We start from the raw sequence: 20,257 nt of genomic DNA on the forward strand, positions 1-20,257 counted from the left end.
CGCTGATCGGGAGGACCCATGGCAGACCTGGACCGCGACGACCTCGAACCGATCCTGGAGACCGTCCGCAAGCTCTGCGCGCGGTTCCCGGGCGAATACTGGCGCGAGCGCGACCGCGAACGGAGCTATCCCACCGCCTTCGTCCAGGCGCTCACCGAGGCGGGCCTGCTCGGCGTGCTGATCCCTGAGGCGTACGGCGGCAGCGGCCTGGGCCTGACCGCCGCCTGCGCCATCCTGGAGGAGATCCACGCCAGCGGCTGCAACGCCGCCGCCGTCCACGCCCAGATGTACACCATGGGCACGGTCCTGCGGCACGGCAGCGAGGCGCAGAAGGCGCAGTGGCTGCCCAAGATCGCTTCGGGCGAAGTGCGCCTGCAGGCCTTCGGCGTCACCGAGCCGACCGCCGGCACCGACACCACCTCGATCAGCACCCAGGCCGAGCGGTGGGGCGACCGCTATGTGGTGAACGGCCAGAAGGTCTGGATCAGCCGCGCCGAGCATTCCGACCTGATGGTGCTGCTCGCCCGCACCACGCCCCGCGACCAGGTGCAAAGGAAGGCCGACGGCATCTCGGTGTTCCTGCTCGACATGCGCGAGGCGGTCGGCCACGGCCTGACGGTCAAGCCGATCCGCACCATGTTCAACCACGCCACCACCGAGCTCTTCTTCGACAATCTGGAGATTCCGGCGTCCTGCCTGATCGGCGAGGAAGGCAAGGGCTTCCGGTACATCCTCGACGGCATGAACGCCGAGCGAATCCTGATCGCCTCGGAATGCATCGGCGACGGCCGCTGGTTCGTCGCCAAGGCCAGCGCCTACGCCAAGGAGCGGGTGGTGTTCGGCCGGCCCATCGGCCAGAACCAGGGCGTGCAGTTCCCGATCGCCCGCGCCTACGCCGAGGTCCGCGCGGCCAAGCTCATGACCCGCGAGGCGGCGGCCCGCTATGAGGCCGGCCAGCCCGCGGGCGAAGAAGCCAACCTCGCCAAGCTCCTGGCGTCGGAAGCCTCCTGGCGCGCCGCCGACATGTGCATCCAGACGCACGGCGGCTTCGGCTTCGCCGAGGAGTACGACGTGGAGCGCAAGTTCCGCGAGACCCGGCTCTACCAGGTCGCACCGATCTCCACGAACCTCATCCTGGCCTATGTGGCCGAGCACGTGCTGGGGCTGCCCCGCTCCTACTGAGCCGGTTGCTGAGGCGCCGGGTCCGCGGGCGCGCGCATCCGGCCCGCGTAGACGCCGATGCGTTCGTCCCCGCGCCACAGTTCGCTGCCGAACGAGGTGCTTCGGCGCGAGGCGCGCTCGGCCGCCTCCACGTCCGAGGGGCAGGTCCATTGCTCCATGTCCGCCGTCTCGCCGGACGACGACAGGATGATCAGGCGATAATCCATGGCGTCAGCTCCTTTCGCGGCCCCGGACTCCACGCTCCGGGCCTTGCGGGACTAACCGCGTCCGCCTCCGCCGGTTCCCGAGATTGTGAGGCCGCGCGGCGCTCGCCGCGGAACGCGCGCGGGCAGGGCCCGGTTCTGTCCAGAGGACCTGGGGAGGCCTTCCGAAGCCAACGACAGGAGAGCGACATGAAGGTAGCCGATTGCATGACCCGCGACGTCCAGATCGCCGATCCGGACATGACCATCCGCGAGGCGGCCCAGATCATGGCCCGCGTCGACGCCGGCGCCCTCCCCGTCGGCCAGAACGACCGGCTGGTGGGGATGATCACCGACCGCGACATCGCCATCCGCGCCGTCGCCGCCGGCGAGGGCCCCGACTGCCGGGTCAGCCAGGTGATGAGCGCCGACGTCTGCTACTGCTTCGACGACCAGGACCTCGCCGAGGTTCTGGCCAACATGGGCGACGAGCAGATCCGCCGCCTGCCGGTGGTCAGCCGCGACAAGCGCCTGGTGGGCATCATCTCCCTCGGCGACATCGCCCTGGAAGGCGCGGCCAACCAGACCGCCAGCGCCCTCAGCGGGATCTCACGGCCCGGCGGCGAGCACTCGCAGACGCGCCACTGACCCCTGCGCCGGGACTGCGGCGGGTCAGCCGTGGCCCGCCTGCACCCCGCTGAACAGCAGCCAGGCGTTGACCACATAGATCGCGACCAGCCCCACGCTGGCCCAGCTCACCGTGCCCAGCGGCCGGCCCGCGGGGCGATAGATCAGGCTGGCGACGATCACCCCGTTCATCGCCAGGGCGGCCAGGGCGGTGGCCGCGTGGGCGGTCGAGACGTGCCCCAGGAGCGGGCCGGCCGGGTAGGCCAGGTCGTCGAGCGCCAGCACCACCATATTGAAGAGGTTGCTGCCCAGCAGGTTGGCGATGGCCATGTCCAGGGCCCCGCGGCGCACCGCGAACAGCGTCACCACCAGTTCCGGCAGGGAGGTGGAGATGGCCAGGAACAGGGTGCCCACGAAGGTCCTGGACCAGCCCATGGTCTCGGCCAGGTCGAGCGCGGCGTATGGCAAGGCGATCCCCGCGGCGACCACGCAGGCGGCCGAGGCCGCATAGCCCGTGGCCGCGCGCCGGAGCGTGACCCCGGGAAAGCGCAGCGCGCTGGGCTCGGCCGGCTCCATCAGCCGCCGGCGCTCGAAGGTGAAGGTGGTGCGCACCGCCAGCAGGTAGACGAAGGCGATCACCACCGTGGCCGGACCGATCGGCGGCTGGGCCCCACCGCCGGCCGGCGGACCCGCCAGGACGCTGAGCCCGACCACGCCCAGCAGGATGCAGCTGTAGCCGGCGGTCAGCACGTGGCCTTCCGAGGCGCGGGTGAACATCCGCTGCGGGCGGTAGAAGAAGTCGATGGCGACGAACAGCAGGAGGTTGAAGACGCAGCTTCCGAGCGCGTCGCCCACCGCCAGGTTCGGCGCCGCGGCCGCCGTCACGGCGCTGAGGCCGGTCGCCAGCTCCGGCAGGGAGGTGACCGTCGCCATCAGGATCAGCCCGATCCAGCTTCCAGACAGCCCGGTCCGCTCGGCGATGATGTCGCCGAACCGCGACAGCCAGAAGCCGGCGACGGCGATCACGGCGCTCAGCAGCGCGAACGTCAGGGCGATCAGGGTCACGCCGGCGCCCCCCGCCCCCGCCCCTCCCGCGCCAGCTTCAGCAGCCGGACCCAGCCGCCGCCCGCCAGCGCCGCGCCCAGGGCGAGCGCAGCCAGCGGCGGCGGCGGCGGCGCGACGTCGAAGATGTCGGCCAGCACGGGCAGGTAGAGCACGGACGCCAGGATCGCGGAGGTGGCCCCCGCGATGGTCCAGAACACTAGGTGCCTTCGGTCGAACAGCTTGACGCTGACGCTGGCCGCGTCGGCGAACGCGAGCATCAGGATCGACAGCACCAGGGCGCCGTAGGCCGCGCCCCGGGCGACCGCCTCGCCGGCCGGCAACGCCCAGAGGTAGAGGCCGAACACTGCGGCCAGGATCACCGCTCCCTGCAGGGCGGCCATGGCGATCTGGGCGGCGCCGAACAGCGTCTCGCGCGGATCGCGCGGCGGCCTGCGCATGGCGTCGCGCTCGCTGGGCTCGGACTCGAACACCAGGGAGCACACCGGGTCGATCACCAGCTCCAGCAGCACCACGTGCATGGGCAGCAGCATCGGCGGCAGCCCCAGGACGATCGGCGCCAGGGCCAGCCCGGCGATGGGGATGTGGATGGCGGTGATGTAGGTCAGCGCCCGCCGCAGGTTCGAGAAGATGCGCCGGCCAAGCCTCACCCCGCCGACGATCGAGGCGAAGCTGTCGTCCAGCAGCACCAGGTCGGCGGCCTCGCGGGCCACGTCCGTCCCCCGCTGGCCCATGGCGATGCCGATGTGCGCGGCCTCGAGCGCCGGGGCGTCGTTCACCCCGTCGCCGGTCATCACGACGACCTCGCCCCCCGCCTTGAACGCCTCGACCAGCGCCAGCTTCTCGTCCGGCCGCACGCGGGCGAACACCCGGACCTCGCGCACCCGCTCGGCCAGCGCCTGCGGCGGCAGGGCGGCGATCTCCGGTCCGGAAAGCACGCCGCCGCCGACGTCGATTCCCGCCTGCCGGGCGATCTCCAGCGCCGTGGCCGGATAGTCGCCGGTGATCATCGCCACCGAAATGCCGGCCCGCCGGGCTTCGGCCAGGGCTTCGGGGACCTCGGGCCGGATCGGGTCGCGGAAAGCGACGAAGCCGCGGAAGGCGAAGGCCGCCTCCTCCGGCTGCGCGGGGAACCTCCGTTCGCAGGGGCTGTCGGCCGCCGCCAGCACCCGCAGCCCCTGGGCGGCCAGGTCGTCAAGCACCGGCTCCAGCCGCCGGATCTCCTCGGGCGGCAACCGGCACAGGCGGAAGATCGCCTCGGGCGCGCCCTTGGCCGCGGCGATCTCGCCGCCGTCCATCCGCCAGGCCTGGATCACCGCGGGCCGGTCGGGCCGCAGCGGCCAGGTTCGCGCCGGCCCCTCCTCGTCCATCGCCCCGTCCGCATCAGGGCTCTGCGCCAGCTCCAGCACGGCCCGGTCCATGGGATCGACCGACCGCGCCGCCGAGGCCAGCCTCGCCGCCTGCAGGAGGCGCGCCACGGCCGGCGGCGGCCCGCCCCCTTCGCCCTCGCCTTGGCCCTCTCCGAGGGCGTGCGCCTCGCCCTCGGCCCAGGCCAGCACCACCCGCATCCGGTTCTCGGTCAGGGTGCCGGTCTTGTCGACGCACAGGGTGGTCGCCCCGCCCAGGGCCTCGATCGCGGCCGCCCGCCTCACGAGCACCTTGTGCCGCGCCAGCCGCCAGGCCCCGAGGGCGAGGAAGACCGCCAGCACCATCGGGAACTCTTCCGGGATCAGGGAGATCGCCAGGGTGATCCCCGCCAGCATCCCGGCGAACCAGTCGCCCCGCAACACGCCGTAGGCGACCACGATCAGGGCCGAGAACGCGACGGCGAAAAGGCCGAACACCGCCACCAGGCGGCCCGAGGTACGCTGCAGCGGCGTCGGCTGGTCGGCGATGCTGGCCAGCGACGCCCCGATCTTGCCGAGCCCCGTGCGCGCGCCCGTCGCGGTCACCTCCACCACGCCATGGCCGCGCACCACCAGCGTCCCGGCAAATACGGTGAAGCCGTCCTCGCCGGCGTCCTCTCCCTCAGGCGCCGTCCGCTGGGGGACCTTCGCCACCGGGGCCGATTCGCCCGTAAGCAGGGATTCGTCGATGTTCAGCACGTCGCCGCCCACCAGCATCCCGTCGGCGGCCGCCCGTTCGCCTTCGCCCACCAGCATCAGGTCGCCGGGGACGACCTCGCGGGCCGGAAGGCGCACCTCCACCCCCTCGCGGATCACCCGGGCGTTGGGCTCGGCCAGGGCCCGCAGCGCCGCCAGCGCCCGCTCGCTGCGGGCCTCCTGGAAGATCACCAGGGCGATCGACACGCACGCGCCGACGGTCAGGAACAGCCCTTCGCCGAGGTCGCCCACCACAAGGTAGAGCGCCGCAGCGCCCAGCAGCAGCAGGAACATCGGCTCGTGCAGGGTGCCGCGCACGATAGCCCACAGGCTGCGCGTGCGCGGCTTGTGCAGCTCGTTCGGACCGAACGCCGCCAGCCGCCGCGCGGCCTCGGCCTCGCTCAGTCCAGTCCTTTGGGCGGGTCTCGCCATCGCGGGGTCAAGGTCTCCTCGGATCGGCGCATCCGCACCGTAGCGCGCCGGAGCGCCTGGCCGAACCCCCAAAGAGTGGCTCTTCGGGTCGCCGGCCTTGACCACGGTCAAAGGGTCCGCCCCTCCCGCTCGCGGGCCGAATGTTGAGATTCGTCAAAGCGCCGCTCAGGCGGACGGGTCTATTGACCATGTCGAGCATCGCGGCGAACCCGCATGCGGCGGCAAGCCGGCTTCGTCCCAGGGCGAAGCGGGCCTGACGCGAACTGAAACCGGCCTGTCGAAACCCCCCACCCGGCAGGCCGGGCCGGGCGCTCCGTCTCCGGGCGGAGCGCTCATTCTTCCCGCCCCCGCGATCGCGGCCTCGCCGCCTCAGGCGCGCGGCGTTGCGGTGTCCACCACCATCGAGATCAGGGCCTCGGCGTGGATCGGCTTGGTCAGGAAGGCGTCTGCGCCCGCCCGCTCCGCCGCCGCCCGGTGCTCGGGCATGGCGTTGGCCGTGAGCACGCAGATCGGCGAGGCGCGCAGACCGGCGCCGGCCTCGTGCGCGCGGATCCGGCGGATCGCCGTCAGCCCGTCCATCACCGGCATCTGCATGTCCATCAGGATCAGGTCGAAATCCCGCGCCTTGGCTGCGGCCAGGGCCTCCTCCCCGTTCTCCACGCAGGTCAGGTCCACCGGCAGCGCCTCCAGGATCAGCTCCACGGCGCGGCGGTTGATGACGTGGTCCTCGGCCAGCAGCACCTGCAGCCGGTCGCTGGTCCCCACCTGGCAGGACGGGGCCGTCTCCCCGGTCTCGACCGTCTGGTCTTCCAGCCTCACCAGGGGCAGCTCCACGCTGAAGGTCGATCCGCGGCCCGGCCTCGACGTGGCCGAGATGACGCCGCCCATCAGCTCGACCAGCGACTTGCAGATCGCCAGCCCCAGCCCCGTGCCGCCGAACCGGCGCGTGATCGAACCGTCGGCCTGTTCGAACCGCTCGAACAGGCTCGCGGCCACCGCGGGATCGAAGCCGATGCCGGTGTCCTGGACCACGAACCTCATGCGGCGCAGCCCGCCCTCCTCGCCAAGGTCGTGGACGGCGACGCGGATCTCCCCTTCGGCGGTGAACTTCACCGCGTTGCTGAGAAGGTTCGACAGCACCTGGCGGATGCGCAGGTCGTCGCCGCGGTAATGGCACCGCGCCATCGGCTCTATGTCGAGCGACAGCGCCACCCCCTTCTCGCCCGCGCTGGCCTGGAACAGGGCCACGGTGTCGCGGACCACCGCGCACAGGCTGAACGGCTCGGCGCGGATGCTCATGCGTCCCGCGTCCACCTTGGCCAGATCCAGGATGTCGCTGAGCAGGCCTTCCAGCGCCCGGCCCGACGCCTCGATCAGGTGCACCATCTCGGTCTGCCTGGCCGTGAGCTCGGTGCGGGCGAGCGCGCCGGCGACCCCAAGCACGCCGTTCAGGGGCGTGCGGATCTCGTGGCTCATGTTGGCCAGGAACGACGACTTGGCCAGGCTCGCCCGTTCGGCCTCCTCCCGCGCCTCGATCAGCCGCCGCTCCACGGCCTTGCGCTCGGACAGGTCCCTGACGATGGTCGTGAAGATGAAGCCGTCGCCGGTCTCGAGCCGGGCCAGCGACGCCTCGGCGGGAAACTCCTCGCCCGACTTGCGCAGGCCGACGATCTCCATCCGCTCGTGCATCCGCAGGCTTGGGCGCTGCCCCTGCGAGAAGCGGGCGACGTGACGGCTGTGCTCCTCGCGGAACCGGGGCGGCATCAGCAGCTCAACCCGCTGTCCGATCACATCCTCGGCCCGATGACCGAAGATGGTCTGGGCGCCGGCGCTGAACAGCAGGATCCTCCCCTCCGGATCGGCGACCACGATCGCCTCGGGAGAGATCCGCAGCATGCTCTCCAGCATCTCCTGGCTGCGCCGGGACGCGGCTTCGACGGCGCGCATCTGGGTCACGTCCTGGACCGCGCCGATCATTCGCACCGCCGATCCGTCCTCGGCGCGGACCACTTCGCCTTCCTCGTGCACCACGCGGATCGCGCCGTCGGAGCGGACGATGCGGTGGTCCATGGCGTAGGGCTCGACGCCCTCGACGGCGCGCCGCACCGCCTCGTCCACCGACTGGCGGTCGTCCGGATGCACCCGCTCCAGGAAGGCCGGGTAGGAGGGCTGAAAACTCCCCGGCGAGAGTCCGAAGATCTCGAAGATCTGGTCCGACCAGACGATCTCGCCGGTGGACACGTTCCATTCCCAGCTGCCGGTGTTGGCAAGCCGCTGCGCCCGCTCAAGGTGCTCAATCGTCCGGACCAGGTCCTGCCCGGTCCGCGCACGCGCGTCGCACATCCGATCCGACCTCCCCGTCCCCCCAGCCTCCGGCGGCATCGCGGTTCAGGGCCCCGCCGTGCGGCGCGCGGCGGACGGCGCCTGCCTCGTGCACGGCCCGGTCGCCGGCCGGGCGGCGGCTTCCGCGCCTTCCCGCCGCAAACAGCCAAAGCGTGTGCGCAATGCGCCGGGTCGCGGCATGGCGATCCCCCTTCTCGTTCACCTCAAATAGAATTGCGCGAGGTTAACGTTAGTATAATTAGGCATGCGAGTCGCAGCTTCTTCAATATCTTCTGAGAAAGGCCCTGCGCATCTTTATAACCATGGATATATCTTGCGGCGACTCCTCCCCCACAAGTCGAAATACACTGGATGCGCAAGCATGCAATTCCCGCCTGCGTTGAGCAGGTCGCCCCATACCTTAAGATATGTGTTGCCAATCCGCGGCCTTCTAGCTACAGGTGGATGAATTTCCCTAGTTTTTATATGGTCATTTTGATCACTCTCTCCGCCCTCGCCGCGCCGACGTCCTGATGAGCGACGTGTCCGCCCCTGTGATCGCCCGGGCCGATCCCGACGCGCCTGTCGGGACGATCCTCATCCTTGACGAAAAGCCGATCTGCCGCGAGGCGCTCGGCCGGTTCGTCGCCGAACTTGCGCCGGGCTCGAAACTCGCCTTCGCCGCGTCGGTCGCCGAGGCGATGACCCTGGTCGACGCCGACCCGCCGCGCGTGATGCTGATCGACCTGTTCACCACCAGCTACGACTTCGCGGCCATCCAGCGCCTGGTCGCCGCCGCCGCTCCCGCCCCCGCCGTGGCCCTCGATGATCGGATGAACCCGACCTTCGCGCGCCTGGCCAGGGACGCGGGCGCCTGGGGCTACCTGGCCAAGCAGCAGGACAGCGGGGCGATGCGTGCGGCCTTGAAGGCCGTGCTGGCGGGACGCCCGACCTTTCCGCCGGACATCGCGCCCTTCGGCCGCTCGATGCGCGGCCCGCCCGGCCTCACGGCCCGCCAGCTCGAGGTCCTGAAGAAGATGGCCGCCGGCAAGAGCAACAAGGAGATCGCCGAGGCGCTGGGGATCACGCCGGGGACGGTCAAGCTGCACATCCACGCCATCCTCAAGCTGACCGGCGCGCGCAACCGCACGGAGGCCGCGCTGATCGCCGGGCGCTTCATAGCCCCGACGCTCGGCTAGCGCCGCGCCCTATTCAACGACCACCTCGCGTTCGGCCACGCCGCTGTTGCCCGATCCGGCGTCGTGCGCGGTGACTATCAGCCGGTAGCGCCCGGGCGCCACGTCCGGATAGGCGATGCTGAAGGTCGAGGGCGAGCCGGCGTAGGTCAGCCGCACCCGTCCCGTGGCGCGGCCGTCCCGGATGAGGGTCGCGTCCACCTCGTAGCGCGAGGCGTCCCAAAGCCCGCCGGGCGTGATCGGGCAGCCGCACATCAAGGTCACCTTGGCGCTCAGCGACGCCTGTCCATGCCCCAGGGCGCTCCACTGCGGCTCGACCACCAGTCCGGGCATCTCCAGGATCCAGCCGTCGCCCTCCACGCCCCGCCCCGGCAGCAGCCACATCATCGAGGTGACGGTCACCACCGCGTCGGGCTTGCCCAGCGGACCGCGCGCCTCGGCGCGCACCAGGGTCGGCCGGTCCAGGTCCAGCACCGCCGAAAAGCCCGCCGCGTCCGGCGTCGAGACCGGGGTCCGCCGCACTTTCGGCTGCTCCACCAGGCGCGCGGTGTCGCCGGTGCCGCCGCGGGTCAGCCCCTTGGCCAGCACCGAGCCGCTCGCCGCGTCCTTCAGGGTGATCTCCACCCCGCCCATGGAATCGCCGATGAACTTGGCGTCTTTGGCGAGGGCCCGAACCGTCACCGGCGTCGGCTCGGCCCGCGCCGCCCCGGCCGCGAGCAACCCCGCAAGGATCAGGACGGCGGACATCGTGCGGCGGGCCATGGGACGCTCTCCTCTGCAGTTCCTTCGGGCGAACATCGGGCAAAACCCGGCGACGATCCACCTGGGCTCAGGCCAGCCCCAGCGCCCGGCTCACCGCACCCTGGTCGAAATAGGGCCGCTCGCAGACGATCCTGTCGCTGCCCGGCGCAAATTCGAAGCTCGCCGCCATGCGGACGCGAAAACTCCGGCCGGTCGGCTCGACCACCCGGCCCTTCAGCTTCAGCGGACCCAGATGCGTGCCGGTGAGCCAGAACTCCACCAGCACCGTGTCGCCGTCGTGGGCGATGGCGATGATCTCGTTGCCCTGGTCCGGGAAGGGCGTGCGCGATGCGGCGAAATAGCCGCGCACGGCCGCTTCGCCGTCGAACACGGCCCCCGAGCCATACATCTCGTAGCGGGGGTGCTCGAAGGTGGCGATCACGCCGTCCCAGTCGTGCACCGTCTCCAGCGCCATGTGGTCGCGCACCGTCTGCAGACGCGCCTCGGCCAATCCGTCCATCCTGGTCTCCCCCGTCTGTCTAGGCGCGAGCTTAGCGCCGCCCTGCCCTGCGGGAGAAGCCTCGCCGCTCACCAGCGGCGGACGCGGCCGATGTCGACGTGCACGAAGTTGGAGCCGGGATAGAAGCCCACGCCGCCCCGCTGCAAGCTGAGCGCCGCATCGCGCAGGCGGGACAGTTCGACGCCGGCGATGCGGATGTCCATGGCCTCGCCTTTCATGTGCAGGCTGCGCGTGGCCACGCCGTTCGACTGGGCGTGCAGGGCCGCGTTGGTCTTGGGCGAGCGGTAGCCGGAGATCACCTGGACGGTCTGCTTGGTGTCCAGCTTGTCGGTCAGGCTCGCCACGAGGTCCAGCAGGCCTGGCGCCATGTCGTACACCTCGCCCGTGCGGTGGTCGCGCAGCACCCGGTTCAGCGCCGCCATCGCGTCGGGCACGTACTTGCCGGCTTCCCAGTAGATCGCCTTCAGCGCTTCGCCGGTATGCAGGTTCACCAGCGACAGGGCGCGGGGCGCGGTCGCCGCGGCAAGGGCCGGTCCGGAAATGGCCGACAGGCCGGCGGCGCCCAGGGCGCCCTTCAACAGGTCGCGACGATGCATGGGTGGTGGGATCCCCCTCGACTTTCGCCCCCGCAGGCTCGGCTAATCTTGGCTATTCGCCGAGGCTGGCGCAATCGGTGTCGGGGCGCGACAAAGCCGCGCGCTGCTCGGGGTCGGCCGCGGCCAGCGCCTGGGCCAGCTTGGCGTCCCAGCCGTAGACGTCGGGACGGAAGCTCGCCTGTCCGTCCGCCTCGGCCGCCGCCGTCCAGTAGACGACATAGAGCGGGACCGGGGTCGCCAGATGGGTGCGCCGGGTCTCGCCGGCCGCGATCGCCGCCTCGACGTCCGCCGCCGAACCGCCCTGCCGCTCGAGCAGCAGGGCGGCGAGCTCACGCGGCTTCTCCAGCCGCATGCAGCCGTGGCTCAGCGCCCGGTCCGTGCGGCTGAACGCCGTCTTGCCGGGGGTGTCGTGCAGATAGACGCCGAAGGGGCTGGGCAGGTCGAACTTCACCACGCCCAGGGCGTTCTTCGGCCCCGGCTTCTGCACCAGGCGTCCGTCGACGAAGGTGAAGTCGTTGCGCGCTAGGTAGCCGCGGTCCCGCGCCGCCTTGGGCAGGATCTCCTTGGTGGCGATCGAGGTCGGCACGTTCCAGGGCGGGTTGAACAGAATGGATTCCACCTGCGAGGCGAACATCGGCGTGCGGTGCTCGGGATCGCCGACCACCACCTTCATCGCCAGCACCGGCGCGCCGGCGCGGAACAGCGTGGCCAGCTGGCCGCCGATGTCCACCTCCAGCCGCTCGGCCGGCAGCGGCCGCGGCAGCCAGCGCCAGCGCTCCATGTTCAGGCGGATCTGCTGCAGCCTGGCCTGAGCCGTCACGTTCAGCGCCGCCCGCGTCCTCGGCCCAACCACCCCGTCGGGCTCCAGTCCGTGGCGCGACTGGAAGCCCAACACCGCCGTCTGAAGGTCGGCGTCGAACAGCTCGGGCTCCGGCGCCGTGGCGCCGCCGAATCCTTCCCGCGCCAGGCGCAGCCGCAGCAGCGGAACCTGGGGATCCGTGTCGCCCTGGCGCAGCACGCCGCCCGGCGGCAACGGCTCCCAGCCGCCGGCGGCGACCAGTTCGGCATAGCGCCGGCAGGCCGAATCCAGGGCCTGGTATCGGGGGTCCTTCGGGGCGAGGCTGGCGATCCACGCGGCCAGGCGCCCGTCCAGCCGGGCCTGGTTCAGCTCCGCTTCCACCGCACGGACGGGCGGGCGAATGGACCACATCCCGTCGACGTCGGACGGCCGGATGCGCTGGCCCAGCTCGGTCCTGGCCTTGCGCAGCAGGGCGTCCCGCAGCCCGGCGTCGTCCAGCGCGCCAAGTCGTTCGGCCCCGCCATCGGCGCAGTCGGCCAGAGCCGGCAGAATCACCGCCCGCTCGGCCGGCGTGAAGGGCGCCGGCGCCTGGACGGCTGCGGTCTTGGCCGACGGGGTCTGGGCGGCCGCCGCCCCGACCAGGGCGGCCGTCATCGCCGCGGCCAGCGGCCACGACAGAAGGGCCTGCGCCCTTCGGCGCACAGGGCGCGGGCTGATAGGGTCGCTCATCCGCATCCTCATCGAAGGATACGGCCCAGCCGCCGCCGCGTTCCCGTCATCGCTCGGCTCAGTGCGACATCAGCACCGGCGCCTGGGGCGCGCGCAGCATGTGCTCGGTGGCGCCGCCCAGCACGAATTCGCGCAGGCGCGAGTGGCCGTAGGCGCCCATCACCAGAATGTCGGCGCCGGCGTCCTTCAGATGCTGGCCCAGCGCCTCGCCGATCCGGCGTCCCCGTGCATCGACCTCCACCGCCTCGGCCGAGACCCCGTGCAGCGTCAGGTGGCGCACAGCCTCGGCGCCGAGGCCGGCTCCGGCCAGGGGCTTTTCGTTGACCACGGTCAGCACCTGCACCTGGCGCGCCTGCACCAGCACCGGCAGCGCGTCGGCCAGGGCCCGGGCGGCGGCCCGCGAGCCGTCCCAGGCCACCACGACGGTACCCAGGCCCTCGGCGCAGGGCGTGGTCGTCTGCGGACCGATCACCAGCACCGGCCGGCCCGAGCCGAACACCGCCGCCTGGGCCACTTCCTGCTGGCCGTCGAACCGCTCGGCGAGGGGCACAACGCACAGGTCGCGGGTGCGCGCCCGCGCGGCCACGAGCTCGGGGATCTCGTAGAGGAAGGCGGTCTCGCTCAGGGTGTCCTGATACACGCCCGCCTTGCGCGCCGCCTCGGTGAACTGGGCCAGGGCCGCCTGGGCGCATTGACGGCTGCGGACGGCCTCCTTCTCGGCCAGTTCGCCCAGCCCGACCAGGAAGTCGGCCACCCGGTTGCTCTTCACCGGAAAGTCCGCCTGGACGGCCAGCGCCGTCAGCTTCCCTCCGAAGCACCCGGCCAGCCGCACGGCCGTCTCGATCATCGGCGCGGGCGTGGCCTCGGGATAGGTGTCCAGATGCAGGAGGATGTCGTTCAAGGCCATGTCGGGCGGCTCCGTCGGCAAGGTCGGGTCACATCTCGGCCGCCAGCCCCTGCGCCGCCTTGATCAAGGTCATGCGGCGCGTGGCCGAACCTCAGCGGAAGGCCGGGCCCGGCTTGACGCCAAGCTTCTTGAACACGATCGCCGCCGGGCAGAAGCCTGTAAAGGCGGCCTGGATCATGTTCAGCCCGGCGAAGACGGCCAGAAGCAGCCACCAGGGGCTGAAATAGTGCGCGAGCGCCACGCTGGTCAGGACGACGAACCCGGCGAAGATGAAGACGGCGCGATCAAGGGTCATGATGTGCTCCTAGGGCCTCAGGCCGCGGCCTGGGCGAGGGCCTGGCGCGTCCAGGCGACGATCTGGCTGGCGCTCATCGCGCCGGCCTGGCGGGCGATCACGCGCCCGTCGCGGAACAGGAACAGGGCCGGGATGCCGCTCACCCCCAGTTCGGAGGCGGCCTGCGGCTCGGCGTCGCTGTTCAGCTTCAACAGGCGCACCTGCGGCTCCAGTTGCGCCGCGGCGGCGGCGAACTGCGGCGCCATGGCCCGGCAGGGACCGCACCACGGCGCCCAGACGTCCAGCAGCACCGCCGCTCCGCTGGTGGATCGGGTGTGGGCCGCAAGCTGGGCGGCGCTGACCTCCAGGGGCTTGCCCTGGAACAGCCTGGCGCCGCAGCGGCCGCACTTGGCGGCCAGGGCGTCCTTGGCCTCGGGCGTGCGGTTCACGGCGCCGCACTCGGGGCAGACGAGCTGTCTCATCTCCCCGCCCCTCAGGCCTTGAGCTTGCGCGCGCCGAGCATGTCGAGCGCCAGCTTCTCGTAGAACGGCTCGCTCTGGCCGCGCTTGACCTTGCCCAGGAAGTACTTCTCGAAGCCCACCTTGGCCAGGTGCACCCACTTGCCGTCCGCCGACCAGTTGACGTTGCGCGGAGGGATCTGCGGCTGGGCGATGAAGGCCACCCCGCCGTCGCCGAAGTCGGCGAGGCAGATGGCGTTCCAGGTCGCCTCGTGGGTCGCGGCCTTGCCGTCCACCAGGGCGCTCAGGTTGTGGGCTATCGCGGTGACCATGCTCTCGATCATGAAGCCGGTCTTGGGCACGCCCACCGGCACCGGAGTCTTGCCCGTGGGCGCGATCGCCACGCACACGCCCAGGCCGAACACGTTGGGGAAGGTCGGGTTGCGCTGGTTCTTGTCGACCACGACGAAGCCGCGCGGATTGGTCAGTCCCTCGATCCCGCGCACCGCCTCCACGCCGCGGAACGCCGGCAGCATCATCGAGTAGGCGAAGGGCAGTTCGTGCGACGCCTTGGTCGAGCCGTCCTCGGCCACCTCCTCGACGTGCATCTTGCCCGCCTCGACCTTGGCCACCTTGGCGTTGGTGATCCACTTGATGTGGCGGTTGCGCATCTCGCTTTCGAGCAGGCCCTTGGTGTCCCCCACGCCGTCGAGGCCCAGGTGGCCGATGTAGGGCTCCGAGGTGACGAAGGTCATCGGCACCTTGTCGCGCACCTTGCGGCGGCGCAGCTCGGTGTCGAGGATCATGGCGAACTCATAGGCCGGGCCGAAGCAGGATGCGCCCTGCACCGCGCCGACGACGATCGGTCCGGGCTCCCGCGCAAAGGCGTCGAACGCCGCCCCCGCCCGCTCGGCGTGGTCCACGTGGCAGATTGACTGGGTGAAGCCGCCGTGCGGCCCCAGGCCCTCGATCTCGTCGAAGGCCAGATCCGGCCCGGTGGCGATCACCAGATAGTCGTAGGAGAGGCTCTGGCCGTCATTCAGCTCGACCCGGTTCTCCGCCGGATGCACCCGCTTGGCGCCGACGGGCGTAAAGTCGACGCCCTTCTTCTTCATGATCGGCGCAAGCTTGACCTCGATGGCCTCGCGCTTTCGCCAGTGCACCGCGACCCAGGGGTTGGACGGCACGAAGTGGAAGGTGTCGCCCTGATTGACGACCTTCACGTCTGCCTTGGAGCCGACTGCGTCCTTAATTTCAAAGGCCGCGATGGTCCCGCCTAGACCAGCTCCCAATACGGCGATGATAGGCTTTTCCATGTGATAATCCTAAGTGTTTCCGCCCCGGCCGCCTTGCGTTCGATCAAGGTGCGGCGCCCCGCACCGCCCTACGCAGAACAGCCTTGAACGCGCTTCGTATATCAATATATGCGCATATAATGATATTGCCAGATACCGGCGCCCTTCAAGCCCGATGAGGATGAGACCCATGTTCGGACGCTCCAAGACCGAAGACCTGACCCCCGCCCAGGTCAAAGGCATGCTCGACCGGCACGAGATTCTGCTGATCGACGTGCGCGAACCGGCCGAGTTCGCGGCCGAGCGGATCCATGGCGCGCTGAACTTTCCGCTCAGCACCTTCGATCCGGCCGCCCTGCCGCCCTGCGGCGAGCGCCGCATCGTCATGCAGTGCGGCTCGGGCAAGCGCTCGCTGATGGCGGCCGAGCGCTGCCGCGCCGCCGGCCTGGCGGTCGACGCCCACCTCGCCGGCGGCATCGGCGCCTGGCGCGCCGCGGGCCTGCCGACCATCACTCTGGACCTCGCCTCCGGCCAGGTCCGCGATCCCAGCTGAACGAGAAGCCCGAACGCCATGAGACGCCTTTATCGCAGCGGCGCCGCCCTCGCCTTGACCCTGGCCCTGGGGGCCTGCGGCGACGGACATGCGCCGGCCGACGTCAAGGCCGTCGCCGCCACCGGCGAGCGCCTGTCCGTCAAGGCCGCGACGGTCGCCGACCTGAAGCCGGTGGCCGCCGTGGTGACCACCCGCAACATGGGCGAGGCCCGCGCGCGCATCGGCGGCGTTCTGGTGAAGTTGAACGTGCGCGAAGGCGACATGGTCCGCCAGGGCCAGGTCCTGGCCGTCGTCGCCGACCAGCGCCTGGCCCACGAGACCGCCGCCTATTCGGCCCAGGCCGCCGCTGCCGAGGCCGAATCCGTGCGGGCCCAGGCCGACCTGGCGCGCTACCGCACGCTCTACGACAAGGGCTTCTACTCCAAGGCCGGGCTGGACCAGGTCGAGGCCGCCGCCCGCGCGGCCCAGGGATCGGCCGCCGCCGCCCGCGCCCAGCGCGCCGCCAGCGCCGAGTTGAACGCCCAGGGCGCCATCCTGGCCCCGTCCGCCGGCCGGGTGCTGCACGCCCAGGTGCCGGCCGGCTCGGTGGTCGTCGCCGGCCAGACGGTCGTCACCGTCACCGCCGGTCAGCCGCTGCTGCGCGTCGAACTGCCCGAGGCCCACGCCCGCGCCCTCAAGGTCGGCGACGCCGTCGCCCTGGACCCGCGCGACCTGCCTGGCGCCCCGGCCACGGGGACCATCGCCCAGCTCTACCCCGCCGTGAGCGCCGGCCGCGTCACCGCCGACATCACCGTGCCGGGCCTCGCCGCCGACCTCGTCGGCCAGCGCGCGCGCGTGCGCATCAAGGTCGGCGAGCGTCAGGCCATCGTCGTGCCGCGCCGCTTCATCGCCACCCGCTTCGGCGTCGACTACGCCCGGCTGGTCGATCGCGACGGCCAGGCCGTGGAGGTGGCCGTGCAGATCGCCCCCGGTCCGACCGCCCAGGACGTCGAGGTGCTCTCCGGCCTCGCCCAGGGCGACGTCATCGTGGCCGCGAGGGCCGCCCAATGAAGCTCGGTCTCTCCGGACGGCTGGCGCAGGCGACGATCGCCTCGCCGCTGACGCCCCTGTTCCTGATCGCCGCGATCCTCGTCGGCCTCCTGGCCCTCGCCTCGATCCCGCGCGAGGAGGAGCCGCAGATCAGCGTGCCGATGGTCGACATCATGGTCTCCGCCCCGGGCCTGTCGGCGGCCGACGCCACCGAACTGGTCGCCAAGCCGCTGGAGACGATCGTCAAGAGCATCGACGCCGTCGACCATGTCTACACCCAGGTCGTCGACGACCAGGTGCTGGTCACCGCCCGCTTCGACGTCGGCGAGGACCCCGAGGACGCCGCCGTGCGCGTGCACGAGAAGGTCCGCGCCAACATCGACAAGATTCCCGTCGGCATTCCCGAGCCGCAGATCGTCACCCGCGGCATCAACGACGTGCCTGCGGTGGTCCTGACCCTGTCGCCCAAGCCCGGCCAGGCCGCCCGCTGGTCGGACCAGGCGCTCTACGACATCGCGGTCAAGCTGCGCACCGAGGTGGCCAAGGTCGAGGACGTCGGCCTCACCTTCATCGTCGGCGGCCGCCCCGACGAGATCCGCATCGAGCCGGACCCCGCACGCCTGACCCTGCGCGGCGTGCCCCTGAGCTCGGTGATCCAGGCCGTCGAAGCGGCCAACCGCAGCTTCCCCGCCGGGACCATCCGCGACGCCGGCCAGGCCGTCGAGGTCGCCGCGGGCCGGCCCCTGCAGTCCGCCGCCCAGGTGGGGCTGCTCACCGCCAGCTCGATCTCCGGCGAGCCGGTCTACCTGAAGGACGTGGCCGACGTCGTCCAGGCGCCGCGCCAGGACCAGGCCCGCGTCTGGCGCTACGCCCGCGAGGGCGAAGGCTGGACCAAGACCCCCGCCGTCAGCCTCGCCATCGCCAAGCGCCAGGGCGCCAACGCCGTGGTGGTCTCCGAGGCCATCCACGAGCGGGTCGAACACCTGAAGGGCTCGCTGATCCCCGCCAGCCTGGACGTCACCGTCACCCGCGACTACGGCGAGACCGCCAACGAAAAGGCCAACGAGCTCCTGTTCCACCTGGGGCTCGCGACGGTCTCCATCGTCATTCTGATCGGCTTCGCCATCGGCTGGCGCGAGGCGGGCGTCACCGCCGTGGTCATCCCCACGACGATCCTGCTCACCCTCTTCGCCTCCAACCTGATGGGCTACACTATCAACCGGGTCAGCCTGTTCGCCCTGATCTTCTCGATCGGCATCCTGGTCGACGACGCCATCGTCATGATCGAGAACATCGCCCGCCACTGGGCGATGAGGGACGGCCGCACGCGCATGCAGGCGGCGGTCGAGGCCGTGGCCGAGGTGGGCAACCCCACCGTGGTCGCGACCCTCACCGTGGTCGCCGCCCTGCTGCCGATGCTGTTCGTTTCCGGCCTGATGGGCCCCTACATGGCGCCGATCCCGGTCAACGCCTCGGCGGCCATGGTCTTCTCTTTCTTCGTGGCCGTGGTGATCGCGCCCTGGCTGATGGTCCGCTTCGCGCGCAAGACCCTGGCCGCCGGCCATGGCCACGGGGACCACGACGAAGGCCCCCTCGGCCGCATCTACCGCCGGGTCGCCGGCCGCGTGATCGCCACCAGGAAGAGCGCCTGGACCTTCCTTCTGGCCGTCGGCGTGGCCACCCTCCTGGCCTGCGCCATGTTCGCCACCAAGACCGTGACGGTGAAACTGCTGCCGTTCGACAACAAGTCCGAGCTGCAGGTCGTCGCCGACATGCCCGAAGGCACGAGCCTGGAGACCACCGAACGGACCCTGGCGGCGGCGGCCGAGATCGCCCGCACCCTGCCCGAGGTGGTGTCGCTGGAGTCCTACGCGGGCACGGCCTCACCCTTCAATTTCAACGGCCTCGTTCGCCACTACTTCCTGCGCTCGCGTCCCGAGCAGGGGGACCTGGCCGTCACCCTCACGCCCAAGGGCGAGCGCAAGCGCGCCAGCCACGCCGTGGCGCTGGAGCTCCGCCGCCGACTGGCGGCCCTGCCCCTGCCCCCCGGCGCCTCGCTGAAGGTGGTCGAGGCCCCGCCGGGACCGCCGGTTATGGCGACCCTCCTGGCCGAGGTCTACGGCCCCGACGCCGAGACCCGGCGCGCCGTCGCCGCCGAGGTCAAGGCGCTGTTCAAGGCCGTGCCCTACATCGTCGACGTGGACGACAGCTACGGCGTCCCGCGGCCGCGCCTGCGGCTCACCCCTGATCGCGAGCAGGTCGAGTACTTCGGCCTGGCCGAAGGCGACATGTACGATTCCATCGGCGCGGTGCTGACCGGCACGACCATCGGCTACGCCCAGCGCGGCGGCGAGCGCACGCCGCTGGAGATCTCCGTCCGCCTGCCGCAGTCGGACCGGGCCTGGTCCGAGCGCCTGGCCTCCACGCCGGTCGCCGTCACCAACGTCGGCGACGCCCCGCGCCTGGTCGAACTGGGCGAGGTGGTCGAGGCCACCCGCGAGCCCGGCTCCTATCCGGTCTATCGCCGCGACGGCCGCGACGCCGAGATGGTCACCGCTGAACTCGCCGGCCAGTACGAGGCGCCGATCTACGGCATGCTCGCCGTCGACCAAGCCATCAAGGACCACGACTGGAAGGCCCTGCCCAAGCCGGACATCCGCCTGAACGGCCAGCCCGCCGACGAGAGCCGCCCGACGGTCCTGTGGGACGGGGAGTGGGAGATCACCTGGGTCACCTTCCGCGACATGGGCGCGGCCTTCGGCGTGGCGATCCTGGGCATCTACGTGCTGGTGGTCGCCCAGTTCAAAAGCTTCCGCCTGCCGCTGGTGATCCTGACGCCGATCCCCCTGACCCTGGTGGGCATCGTCATCGGCCACATCCTGTTCCGCGCGCCGTTCACCGCCACCTCGATGATCGGCTTCATCGCCCTGGCCGGGATCATCGTGCGCAACTCGATCCTGCTGGTGGACTTCATCCGCCACAGCCAGGGCGAGGGCAGAGCCCTGCGCGACGTCCTGCTGGAGGCCGGCGCGATCCGCTTCAAGCCGATCGCCCTCACCGCCCTGGCGGCGATGATCGGCGCGGCGGTGATCCTGTTCGACCCGATCTTCCAGGGGCTGGCGATTTCGCTGCTGTTCGGTCTGGCCTCATCGACCCTGCTGACCGTGCTCGTGATCCCGGCGATCTACGTCGTCCTGCGCGACGACGGTCGCCCCGCCAGCGCCTGATTTGCAGTTGTATTAGAGATACCT

Annotated in this window: 18 protein-coding genes; 6 read left to right on the forward strand and 12 right to left on the reverse strand. The window is 71.2% G+C overall.

Going from position 1 to position 20,257, the window contains the following annotated elements; all coding sequences use genetic code 11:
- Window positions 1–18 precede the first annotated feature (18 nt).
- A complete protein-coding gene (locus ACK4YQ_RS10830) occupies window positions 19–1,182 on the forward strand; it encodes an acyl-CoA dehydrogenase family protein (RefSeq protein ID WP_409611219.1) in 1,164 nt (387 codons plus the stop codon).
- On the opposite strand, the gene ACK4YQ_RS10835 is transcribed toward ACK4YQ_RS10830, so the two are convergent.
- On the reverse strand, window positions 1,176–1,388 hold the full coding sequence (locus tag ACK4YQ_RS10835; RefSeq protein ID WP_409611221.1) for a hypothetical protein: 213 nt from the start codon (window positions 1,386–1,388) through the stop codon (window positions 1,176–1,178). The two genes, ACK4YQ_RS10830 and ACK4YQ_RS10835, sit on opposite strands and share 7 nt — an antisense overlap.
- 186 nt (window positions 1,389–1,574) lie before the next feature.
- Here ACK4YQ_RS10835 and ACK4YQ_RS10840 point away from each other — a divergent pair, with 186 nt between their 5' ends.
- Window positions 1,575–2,012 carry a CBS domain-containing protein gene (locus ACK4YQ_RS10840; RefSeq protein WP_409611223.1) on the forward strand — a complete coding sequence of 146 codons (438 nt, stop codon included), beginning with the start codon at window positions 1,575–1,577 and terminating at the stop codon, window positions 2,010–2,012.
- A gap of 24 nt (window positions 2,013–2,036) precedes the next feature.
- Here the strand turns inward: ACK4YQ_RS10840 and ACK4YQ_RS10845 are convergent, their stop codons facing one another.
- From ACK4YQ_RS10845 to ACK4YQ_RS10855, 3 genes are all read right to left on the reverse strand, one after another.
- Complete coding sequence (locus ACK4YQ_RS10845; protein ID WP_409611225.1) at window positions 2,037–3,056, reverse strand: sodium:calcium antiporter; 1,020 nt, start codon at window positions 3,054–3,056, stop codon at window positions 2,037–2,039.
- Complete coding sequence (locus tag ACK4YQ_RS10850; RefSeq protein ID WP_409611227.1) at window positions 3,053–5,587, reverse strand: cation-translocating P-type ATPase; 2,535 nt, start codon at window positions 5,585–5,587, stop codon at window positions 3,053–3,055. Before ACK4YQ_RS10850 ends, ACK4YQ_RS10845 begins: the two co-directional genes overlap by 4 nt.
- Before the next feature lie 369 nt (window positions 5,588–5,956).
- Window positions 5,957–7,930 (reverse strand): PAS domain S-box protein, encoded by a 1,974-nt coding sequence (locus tag ACK4YQ_RS10855; RefSeq protein ID WP_409611229.1) that lies wholly within the window; start codon window positions 7,928–7,930, stop codon window positions 5,957–5,959.
- Window positions 7,931–8,442: 512 nt separating this feature from the next.
- Here ACK4YQ_RS10855 and ACK4YQ_RS10860 point away from each other — a divergent pair.
- Window positions 8,443–9,108 (forward strand): LuxR C-terminal-related transcriptional regulator, encoded by a 666-nt coding sequence (locus tag ACK4YQ_RS10860; protein WP_409611231.1) that lies wholly within the window; start codon window positions 8,443–8,445, stop codon window positions 9,106–9,108.
- 9 nt (window positions 9,109–9,117) lie between these two features.
- On the opposite strand, the gene ACK4YQ_RS10865 is transcribed toward ACK4YQ_RS10860, so the two are convergent.
- The 8 genes from ACK4YQ_RS10865 to ACK4YQ_RS10900 form a co-directional block, all read right to left on the reverse strand.
- Window positions 9,118–9,867, reverse strand: a complete 750-nt coding sequence (locus ACK4YQ_RS10865) for a hypothetical protein (RefSeq protein WP_409611233.1) — start codon at window positions 9,865–9,867, stop codon at window positions 9,118–9,120.
- Window positions 9,868–9,934: 67 nt separating this feature from the next.
- Window positions 9,935–10,366 (reverse strand): ester cyclase, encoded by a 432-nt coding sequence (locus ACK4YQ_RS10870; protein ID WP_409611235.1) that lies wholly within the window; start codon window positions 10,364–10,366, stop codon window positions 9,935–9,937.
- Window positions 10,367–10,434: 68 nt separating this feature from the next.
- On the reverse strand, window positions 10,435–10,962 hold the full coding sequence (locus ACK4YQ_RS10875) for a DUF882 domain-containing protein (RefSeq protein WP_409611237.1): 528 nt from the start codon (window positions 10,960–10,962) through the stop codon (window positions 10,435–10,437).
- Between the two features lie 52 nt (window positions 10,963–11,014).
- The gene (locus tag ACK4YQ_RS10880) at window positions 11,015–12,490 is read right to left on the reverse strand and encodes a murein L,D-transpeptidase (protein WP_409611238.1); all 1,476 of its coding nucleotides are present in this window, start codon (window positions 12,488–12,490) and stop codon (window positions 11,015–11,017) included.
- A 58-nt stretch (window positions 12,491–12,548) separates the two neighbouring features.
- Window positions 12,549–13,397 (reverse strand): universal stress protein, encoded by an 849-nt coding sequence (locus tag ACK4YQ_RS10885; protein ID WP_409611240.1) that lies wholly within the window; start codon window positions 13,395–13,397, stop codon window positions 12,549–12,551.
- A gap of 91 nt (window positions 13,398–13,488) precedes the next feature.
- Window positions 13,489–13,692, reverse strand: coding sequence for a DUF2892 domain-containing protein (locus ACK4YQ_RS10890; RefSeq protein ID WP_409611242.1), 204 nt, complete (start codon window positions 13,690–13,692; stop codon window positions 13,489–13,491).
- Between the two features lie 17 nt (window positions 13,693–13,709).
- Entirely contained in the window at window positions 13,710–14,153 is a 444-nt protein-coding gene (trxC, locus tag ACK4YQ_RS10895) for a thioredoxin TrxC (RefSeq protein WP_409611244.1), read from the reverse strand.
- Window positions 14,154–14,164: 11 nt separating this feature from the next.
- A complete protein-coding gene (locus ACK4YQ_RS10900; protein ID WP_409611246.1) occupies window positions 14,165–15,445 on the reverse strand; it encodes an NAD(P)/FAD-dependent oxidoreductase in 1,281 nt (426 codons plus the stop codon).
- Between the two features lie 169 nt (window positions 15,446–15,614).
- On the opposite strand from ACK4YQ_RS10900, the gene ACK4YQ_RS10905 reads away from it, so the two are divergent.
- The 3 genes from ACK4YQ_RS10905 to ACK4YQ_RS10915 are packed head-to-tail and all read left to right on the forward strand — an operon-like array spanning window position 15,615 to window position 20,233.
- A complete protein-coding gene (locus tag ACK4YQ_RS10905; protein ID WP_409611248.1) occupies window positions 15,615–15,977 on the forward strand; it encodes a rhodanese-like domain-containing protein in 363 nt (120 codons plus the stop codon).
- 18 nt (window positions 15,978–15,995) lie between these two features.
- A complete protein-coding gene (locus ACK4YQ_RS10910) occupies window positions 15,996–17,027 on the forward strand; it encodes an efflux RND transporter periplasmic adaptor subunit (protein WP_409611250.1) in 1,032 nt (343 codons plus the stop codon).
- Window positions 17,024–20,233 (forward strand): efflux RND transporter permease subunit, encoded by a 3,210-nt coding sequence (locus ACK4YQ_RS10915; RefSeq protein WP_409611252.1) that lies wholly within the window; start codon window positions 17,024–17,026, stop codon window positions 20,231–20,233. The genes ACK4YQ_RS10910 and ACK4YQ_RS10915 overlap by 4 nt, the downstream gene beginning before the upstream one ends.
- Window positions 20,234–20,257: the final 24 nt, after the last annotated feature.

The organism is Phenylobacterium sp., assembly GCF_046291545.1.
In the GTDB taxonomy this organism is placed as follows: Bacteria; Pseudomonadota; Alphaproteobacteria; order Caulobacterales; family Caulobacteraceae; genus Phenylobacterium.

Excerpts from the sequence above, each read along its gene's own strand:
- ACK4YQ_RS10910 (WP_409611250.1), top strand. The coding sequence starts at position 15,996 with ATGAGACGCCTTTATCGCAGCGGCGCCGCCCTCGCCTTGACCCTGGCC.
- ACK4YQ_RS10880 (WP_409611238.1), bottom strand. The coding sequence starts at position 12,490 with ATGAGCGACCCTATCAGCCCGCGCCCTGTGCGCCGAAGGGCGCAGGCC.
- ACK4YQ_RS10900 (WP_409611246.1), bottom strand. The coding sequence starts at position 15,445 with ATGGAAAAGCCTATCATCGCCGTATTGGGAGCTGGTCTAGGCGGGACC.
- ACK4YQ_RS10860 (WP_409611231.1), top strand. The coding sequence starts at position 8,443 with ATGAGCGACGTGTCCGCCCCTGTGATCGCCCGGGCCGATCCCGACGCG.
- ACK4YQ_RS10870 (WP_409611235.1), bottom strand. The coding sequence starts at position 10,366 with ATGGACGGATTGGCCGAGGCGCGTCTGCAGACGGTGCGCGACCACATG.
- ACK4YQ_RS10840 (WP_409611223.1), top strand. The coding sequence starts at position 1,575 with ATGAAGGTAGCCGATTGCATGACCCGCGACGTCCAGATCGCCGATCCG.
- ACK4YQ_RS10850 (WP_409611227.1), bottom strand. The coding sequence starts at position 5,587 with ATGGCGAGACCCGCCCAAAGGACTGGACTGAGCGAGGCCGAGGCCGCG.
- ACK4YQ_RS10890 (WP_409611242.1), bottom strand. The coding sequence starts at position 13,692 with ATGACCCTTGATCGCGCCGTCTTCATCTTCGCCGGGTTCGTCGTCCTG.
- ACK4YQ_RS10915 (WP_409611252.1), top strand. The coding sequence starts at position 17,024 with ATGAAGCTCGGTCTCTCCGGACGGCTGGCGCAGGCGACGATCGCCTCG.
- ACK4YQ_RS10835 (WP_409611221.1), bottom strand. The coding sequence starts at position 1,388 with ATGGATTATCGCCTGATCATCCTGTCGTCGTCCGGCGAGACGGCGGAC.
- ACK4YQ_RS10830 (WP_409611219.1), top strand. The coding sequence starts at position 19 with ATGGCAGACCTGGACCGCGACGACCTCGAACCGATCCTGGAGACCGTC.
- ACK4YQ_RS10865 (WP_409611233.1), bottom strand. The coding sequence starts at position 9,867 with ATGGCCCGCCGCACGATGTCCGCCGTCCTGATCCTTGCGGGGTTGCTC.
- ACK4YQ_RS10855 (WP_409611229.1), bottom strand. The coding sequence starts at position 7,930 with ATGTGCGACGCGCGTGCGCGGACCGGGCAGGACCTGGTCCGGACGATT.
- ACK4YQ_RS10905 (WP_409611248.1), top strand. The coding sequence starts at position 15,615 with ATGTTCGGACGCTCCAAGACCGAAGACCTGACCCCCGCCCAGGTCAAA.
- ACK4YQ_RS10875 (WP_409611237.1), bottom strand. The coding sequence starts at position 10,962 with ATGCATCGTCGCGACCTGTTGAAGGGCGCCCTGGGCGCCGCCGGCCTG.
- trxC (WP_409611244.1), bottom strand. The coding sequence starts at position 14,153 with ATGAGACAGCTCGTCTGCCCCGAGTGCGGCGCCGTGAACCGCACGCCC.
- ACK4YQ_RS10885 (WP_409611240.1), bottom strand. The coding sequence starts at position 13,397 with ATGGCCTTGAACGACATCCTCCTGCATCTGGACACCTATCCCGAGGCC.